Origin of the sequence: Amycolatopsis sp. SID8362, assembly GCF_010550475.1 — a bacterium.
GTDB classification, from domain to species: Bacteria; Actinomycetota; Actinomycetes; order Mycobacteriales; family Pseudonocardiaceae; genus Amycolatopsis; species Amycolatopsis eburnea.
This window is the reverse complement of record NZ_JAAGNB010000199.1, coordinates 1-6,971: the sequence shown is the minus strand read 5'-3', so window position 1 is coordinate 6,971 and position 6,971 is coordinate 1. Positions and strand designations below refer to the sequence as shown.

5 protein-coding genes and 1 pseudogene are annotated in these 6,971 nt (G+C 72.0%); 3 read left to right on the top strand and 3 right to left on the bottom strand.

The features are described 5' to 3' along the window. Window positions 1-212, bottom strand: a pseudogene (locus G3I65_RS07285) (hypothetical protein); the annotation flags it as partial. A 308-nt stretch (window positions 213-520) separates the two neighbouring features. On the opposite strand from G3I65_RS07285, the gene G3I65_RS07280 reads away from it, so the two are divergent. Together G3I65_RS07280 and G3I65_RS07275 are read left to right on the top strand one after the other, a co-directional pair. Continuing rightward, window positions 521-1,477, top strand: a complete 957-nt coding sequence (locus G3I65_RS07280; RefSeq protein WP_160695404.1) for a glycoside hydrolase family 6 protein — start codon at window positions 521-523, stop codon at window positions 1,475-1,477. Between the two features lie 63 nt (window positions 1,478-1,540). Next, window positions 1,541-2,749 (top strand): pentapeptide repeat-containing protein, encoded by a 1,209-nt coding sequence (locus G3I65_RS07275; RefSeq protein WP_160695403.1) that lies wholly within the window; start codon window positions 1,541-1,543, stop codon window positions 2,747-2,749. Between the two features lie 4 nt (window positions 2,750-2,753). Here the strand turns inward: G3I65_RS07275 and G3I65_RS07270 are convergent, their stop codons facing one another. Then, window positions 2,754-4,082, bottom strand: a complete 1,329-nt coding sequence (locus G3I65_RS07270) for a 3-hydroxybutyrate oligomer hydrolase family protein (RefSeq protein WP_160695405.1) — start codon at window positions 4,080-4,082, stop codon at window positions 2,754-2,756. 192 nt (window positions 4,083-4,274) lie between these two features. Here G3I65_RS07270 and G3I65_RS07265 point away from each other — a divergent pair, with 192 nt between their 5' ends. Then, the gene (locus G3I65_RS07265; protein WP_160695402.1) at window positions 4,275-5,477 is read left to right on the top strand and encodes a PHB depolymerase family esterase; all 1,203 of its coding nucleotides are present in this window, start codon (window positions 4,275-4,277) and stop codon (window positions 5,475-5,477) included. On the opposite strand, the gene G3I65_RS07260 is transcribed toward G3I65_RS07265, so the two are convergent. Then, the coding region (locus G3I65_RS07260) for a TOMM precursor leader peptide-binding protein (RefSeq protein WP_160695401.1) at window positions 5,474-6,971 on the bottom strand (1,498 nt) is incomplete at its 5' end. The genes G3I65_RS07265 and G3I65_RS07260 overlap by 4 nt on opposite strands.

Below are 6,971 nucleotides of genomic sequence, written 5' to 3'. Positions count from 1 at the left end.
AGCGCGATCGTGCCTGCCTCCGCCCGCCGGCGCGCCGACTGCTCGAAGCGCAGGCGGGCCTGGATGCCTGCCACCGTCCAGTCCGGCTCGTCGTCCGGCTCGTCGGGGACGCGGCGCGGGTGGCGCTCGAGGGTGATCGCCCAGGCCGCGGCGGCCAGCGCCGGGAGCAGCAGGCCGGCCACGATGGCGAGGCTGGGCAGGTCCGCGGCCATCAGGCGGCCCCGGCGACGGGTAGAGGCATGGCGTTCACTTCCGGACGGACGGTTCTTCCGAAGCATGGCCGGCACCTGGCTATTCGACGTGAACGGATTTCGCGGACCCCGGAACCCCATCATGAACGAGGGGCGACACTACCGCAAGCGGCCGAACGCCGGTCACCCATTCGGCAGTGTATTCGCAGGTCAGGACCGGTTTCGGGGTAGCCGGAAACAGCCCCTCACCCAGTAGTACGGACGCGCGGGGCAGCCGGTTCACTTTTGTTTTGTACAGCTCGTGTACACCCGCGCGGCAAACTCGCGGAATGCGCATTTCGACCTGGCTCGTGGCCGCCGCGCTCGCGCTCACCGGCCTCGCCCCCGCGTCCCCGGCCCTCGCCGCGGACGGCAACCCCCTCGAGAAGACCAACGGCTTCTACGTCGACCCGGACTCCAACCCGGCGGTGTGGGTCCGCGACCACCCGGCCGACAGCCTCGCGGGCCCGATCAAGACGTCGATCGCGACGAAGCCGGGCGCCCGCTGGTTCGGCAACTGGAGCGGCGACATCCGCACCGCGGTCGACAAGTACACCTACGCCGCCGACGTCGCCGACAAGCTGCCGGTCCTGGTCGCCTACAACATCCCCGGCCGCGACTGCGGCGGCGAGTCGACCGGCGGCGCGGGCAGCCCGCAGGCCTACCGCGACTGGATCTCGGCGTTCGCCGACGGCATCGGCGGCAAGCCGGCGATCGTCGTCCTCGAGCCGGACGCGCTCGCCCAGCTCGACTGCCTGCCCGGCACCGCCCGCACGGACCGCGTCGACCTGCTGAAGTTCGCCGCGACGCAGTTCGCCCAGAAGGCGCCCAACACGTGGGCGTACATGGACGGCGGCAACGCGACCTGGATCCCGGCGGCCACGATGGCCTCGCGGCTGAAGCAGGTGGGCGTCCAGTCCATCCACGGCTTCGTGCTCAACGTGTCGAACTTCTACACGACGGCCGAGTCGGCGACGTACGGCAAGGCGGTCGGCGCGGCCCTCGGCTACGCGGCGCCGTTCGTGGTCGACTCCAGCCGCAACGGCAACGGCCACGGCACCGACTCCGAGTGGTGCAACCCGCCGAAGCGCAAGCTGGGCGCGACGTCCCAGCTCGGCGGCGGCCCGGAGATGCAGCTGTGGATCAAGGTCCCCGGCGACTCCGACGGGAGCTGCGGCTACGGCACGGGCGTCCCGGCCGGGACGTTCAGCCCGGTGCTCGCCAACCACCTGATCAACGGCGACTGACCGGAACGCGGCCGGGTGCCGGAAACCCCGCACCCGGCCGCCCCCGGCGTGGTGAGATGACGCATGGCTCCCGGCATCGAAGCCCCTGCCCCACGCCCGTTCTCGTGGTGGTGGATCGGCATCGCCCTTCCCGCGAGCGTCGCAGTGGGCTTCACGGTGGCCGCCATCCTGTGGGGCGGGACACGAGCCGAGCACCGCGACGCGTTCGACACCGGTTGGAAGAGCGCGGCGGCGGTCCTGGCCGTGCTGGCGGCCATCGTCGCGGTCGAGCGGCTCCGGCTGGGACAGCGAGAACACCACCGCCTGCTCGCCGCCGACCAGGCCAAGGAGATCAACGAGCTGTCGGCGAAAGCCAGTGAGCAACTCGGCAGTGACAAGGCAGCGGTGCGCATCGGCGGCCTCACCGACCTCGAGCGGCTCGCCCAGGCCCACCCCGGCCTCAGACAGACCGTCGTCGACCGGATCTGCGCCTACCTGCGAGGGCCCTACCGGCCGCCGCCCCGGCGTACGAACCGCGTCCACCTGCCTTCCTCGGCTGACGACGGCGACCCCGCCCACGAAGACGGATCCGAGGACGCGGCGGGCGCCGAGCGCCGGCTCGAGCTCGACGTCCGCCGCACCGCCCAGCAGATCCTCAAAAGGCATCTCTCACCCGACGACACAGCCACCTTCTGGCCGGACATCAGCCTCGACCTCAGAGATGCCAATCTGGTCGAGTTCGACCTGGCGGGCTGCCGGGTCGGTGACGTCACCTTCGTCGGCGCCACGTTCCATCGAGACGCAACCTTCGAGCAAACGCAGTTCCGGGGTGGCACCGACTTCGACGACGCGGACTTCACCGGCGCCGCCGAGTTCGGCGAAAGCAAATTCGACCGGACCGCGTACTTCGTCAACGTGCGGTTCGCGGTGGGTGCGAGCTTCTCGGGCGCCTCCCTCAACGGCGCGTACTTCCAGTCCTGCTTCTTCCACGAAATGACGTCGTTCGTCCGGACGACGTTCTCCAGGGACACGAGCTTCACATCCGCCGTGTTCATGGACGACGTCAACTTCACGTCTGCGGTCTTCCAGCGGGAGACGGACTTCGACGACGCCGGATTCCACCGCCGAGCTGGCTTCACGAAGACCGAATTCAACTCGTCCCCCTCGTTCGACGGCGCGAGCTTTCGTGAGCAACCCGATTTCACCGGCGCTCAGGTCGCCGACGCGGACGCGGGGCACATCTGGCCCGCCGGGTGGATCGCCGAAGACGGCGGCGTGCACCCGGAGGACTGACCGGTCAGCCCAGGTCGCAGGAGGTCGCCAGCTCCGCCGGGGTCGCTCCGGCGGGGCGGGCGATCGTCGCCGACGCCGGCGGGCGCACCCCGCGCAGCCAGCCCGCCAGCGCGTCGAACGCCGTCCGGAAGCACGGGCCCAGCGGGCGCAGGCGGTCCGGATACTGGTCGACCAGCCCGTCGACGTGGTTGCCGCCCTCGACGCGGTAGTAGCGGTGCAGCGCGCCGCGGCCCGCGTCGCGGATCATCGCGTCGTAGACGTCGGAGTCGCGGGTGATCGGCAGCAGGGTGTCCAGCGTGCCGTGCAGGGTCAGCAGCGGCTTGCCGATCCGGCCCGTCAGCGAGATCCGCTCCACCGCCCGCGCCACGGACGCGGGGCGGGACGAGTAGTCGTAGTCCGTGTCACAGGACGGCGTTCCCGAGGCGCAGAACGGGGTTCCGGCGGCGAGCGCGCCGTCGAACGACGGGTCGACCTCCTCGCGGTAGATCCGCTGGGTCAGGTCCCAGTAGACGCGGTAGTGGTAGTCCCACAGGAACTCCGACCCCGGCGCGAACCCGGCGTCCAAAATGGACTGATGGGCTGAGGCGGAACCCGCCGCGTACGCCGGGTACGCCCGCAGAGCCGGCGGCAGGAACGTGAACAAGTTCGGTCCATCGGCACGCCACAGCGTTCCCTCCCAGTCGACGCCCCCGTCGTAGAGCCACGGCCGGTTCTCCAGCTGCCACCGCACCAGGTACCCGCCGTTGGACAGACCGGCCGCGAGGGTCCGCGCGGGCGGGCGCCCGTAGTGGCGGGTCAGCGCGCCCTTCGCGGCCACCGTCAGCTGCGTGACGCGCGTGTTCCACTCCGCGAGCGCGTCGCCCGGCCGGACGCCGTCGGTGTAGAAGGCCGCGCCGGTGTTGCCCTTGTCGGTCGCGGCGAAGGCGTAGCCCTCGGCCAGTGCCTGGTCGCCGATCGCGCGGTCGTTCGCGTACTGGCGGCGCACGCCGGGTGAGCCGGCCACGACGAGACCGCCGTTCCAGCGGTCGGGCAGCCGCAGCACGAACTGGGCGTCGTGGTTCCAGCCGTGGTTCGCGTTCGACGTCGAGGAATCCGGGAAGTACCCGTCGACCTGGACGCCGGGGACGCGGCCCGGCACCGGCAGCCCGGCCGAGGTCAGCCCGGCCCAGTCGGCCTCGACGGTGTGCCCGGACGCGAGCGTGCCCGTCGTCGTCAGGTCGTCGAGGCACGCGGAGACGGACTTCTTCGCGCCCGGCACGGCCACTTCGCAGCGCCCGGCCGAAGCCGACGCCGACGCGGGCAGCGCCGCCACGAGCGCACCCGCCACCACCAAGGTCAGCCAACCCCGCACGGTCCACCTCCGGTCTCGTCGATGGGACAGAACTCAAGCGCGTGCCCCGCCGGAGAGCCACCCCGCCGGTCACCATGAATCCGCGTGCCGATGTGGTGGACGGCCACATGGTCCGGACCCCCGGACCGGCTTAGCGTCGCTGGAAACCCTCTCAACGACGAGAAGGACTTCACCATGCGCAAGCTCGCCTTCGCCGGACTGGCCGCGATCGCCGCCGCCGCCCTCACCACCACCGGCCTGGCCTCGGCCGCCGATCCCCCGGCCGCGTCCCTGGTCCAGGTGACGAACTTCGGCGCCAACCCCGGCGCACTCGCGATGTACACCTACACCCCCGCCGGACTCGAAACCGGCCGTCCGGTCGTCGTCGCGCTGCACGGCTGCACGCAGAGCGCGGCGGACTACTACGCCCACTCGGGCTGGCCCGCGCTGGCCGACCGGTGGCGGTTCGAAGTGGTGTTCCCGCAGCAGTCGACGGCGAACAACTCCATGAAGTGCTTCAACTGGTTCTCCACCGCCGACGACACCCGCGGCAACGGCGAGGCCGCGTCGGTGAAGTCCATGGTGGACAAGGCGGTCGCCGACCACGGCTCGGACACCTCCCGCGTCTTCGTGACCGGGCTGTCGGCGGGCGGCGGGATGACCGCGGACCTGCTCGCCGCGTACCCGGACGTCTTCGCCGGCGGCGGCATCAACGCGGGTTTACCCGCGCAGTGCGCCACGAGCGTCACCGAAGCGACGAACTGCCAGCAGAACGACCAGCACCTGAGCCCGGCCCAGTGGGCGGCGAAGGCCACGGCGCAGTACCCCGGCTACGGCGGGCCGTGGCCGCGCGTCGCGATCTGGCAGGGCACCGGCGACTACACCGTCTACCCGGTCAACGGGACCGAGCTGCGGGACCAGTGGACGGCCGTGCACGGCGTTTCCCAGACGCCGTCGAGCACCCAGTCCCTGCCCGGCGGCACGACGCTGACGAACTACGCCGACAAGGTCCAGCTGTACTCCATCGCGGGCATGGGGCACGGCACCGCCGTCGACCCGGGCACCGGCACGACGCAGTGCGGCAGCACCGGCGCCTACTTCCTCGCCGGGATCTGCTCCAGCTACTACACCGGCGTGTTCTGGGGCCTGGACAAGGGATCCGGCTCGACGACGACGGCCGCGCCGCCGACCACCACCACGACGAGCGCCCCGCCGTCGGGCACCTGCGTGAACGCCAGCAACTACGCCCACACCCAAGCCGGGCGCGCGCACCAGAGCGGCGGCCAGACGTACGCGAACGGCTCGAACCAGGCCATGGGCCTGTGGAACACCTTCACGACGCACGCGCTGAAGGAGACGTCACCGGGCTACTGGGTGCTCGCCGACGGGCAGTGCTAGAGGAAGATCCGCCTCGGGTTGAGGTCGTCGTAGCCGTGCGGCTCGGTCAGCCGGCCGAGCCGCACGGGCACGTCGTAGAGCCGGCCGGGCGCGAACCGGCCCCAGAACCCCCGCAGGCCGGGCACGATCACCTTGACCACGGGCAGGCCGATGTCGGGACGCGTCTGGTCGAGCACGAACACCTCGAGCCCGGCGTCCTCCAATCTGCCGCGCACCAGGGCCAGGTCCGCCAGCAGGTCGGGCGAGGAGACGTCGGCCGCGGGTGCGGCGCACTCCGGGGCGGGCAGCAGGTACGGCTCGGTGGCCACGGTCGCGTCCCGCAGCCACCGCACCGCGTCCGGGTCGTCGCCGCCGTCCCAGCCGTCGAGGATCGCAGGCACCATCTGGTTCAGCTCGGTCAGCGCGCGCCGCAGGGCGACCGCCGGGTCGAGGTGCGCGCCGAAGCCCAGCATGATCGCCTCGCGGGGCCCGCCGGCCTGCCGGGAGATCGCGGTGTACACGGGTATCCCGAGGTCGGAGGTGACGTCGAGGACCCAGAGTTCGCGGCCCAGCCCGGCGTACGCCTCGCGCAGCTCGGCGACCCAGGGGTCCCCGGGCGCGTCCAGGTCGACCGCCGGCTGCCGGGTGCGGTTGTACCACCACAGTGCGACGGCGTCGCGCTCCACGACTTCGAGCATCCCTTGCAGCGCGGCGTCCTCCAGGGTGCCGCCCGCGGCGTTGCCGTTGGAGTCGGCGAGCACGGACGGCGGCCCAGGCGCGCCGAAGTACAGCAGCGCGGCGGGGAACAACCGGTGCTCGCCGCGGGTCAGCGACCACACCGGCGTCCAGTCGAGCTCGGCGTCCTCGTCGAACGGCTCGGCGACGAACTGGAACGGCCCGTGCGCCGCGTTGCCGCGCGCCCGGTCGGCGAACTGCCGTTCGTGGAACAACTGGCACGTATCGGGGTGCACCGCTTTGCCGCCCAGCGAACGGAAACTGGCGCGCACCCGCTCTTCGTCGCCGTCGTAGTGCCCGCTGTGCCGTTCGAGGGCCTCGCACAGCGCGCCGACCTCGGCCTGGATCGGGGTGACGCCCTTGCCGCCGTTCTCGCTCCGCAACGCCGTGCGCAGCCGCTCGGCGCCACGCCGGCCCAGCGCGGTGTTCGGGCCGGAGCGGTAGGACGCGAACAGGGCCGGGCCACGCGTGTCGCGGCGCAGTTCCGTGACGACGCCGGTCAGCGGGCTGACCAGGTGCCGGTACGCGTCGAGCACCTGTTCCGGCGGCAGCACGCGGTGCCCGCCGCCGTCGGTGCGCGACTTCGGCCGGGACTCGAACGCCACGGGCCGGCGCGTCCGTTCGCGCACCAGGCCGGGATCTCCGCAGGACGCGCACTGCGGACGGGCGCGCACCGCGTGCCGTTCGCCGGTCAGGTCGCGGCTGTCGAACGTCCACAGCGCCCGCTGGCCCGGGTACCGCTGCCCGGCCAGCCACTTCACCGCTTCGAGCGCGACCAGG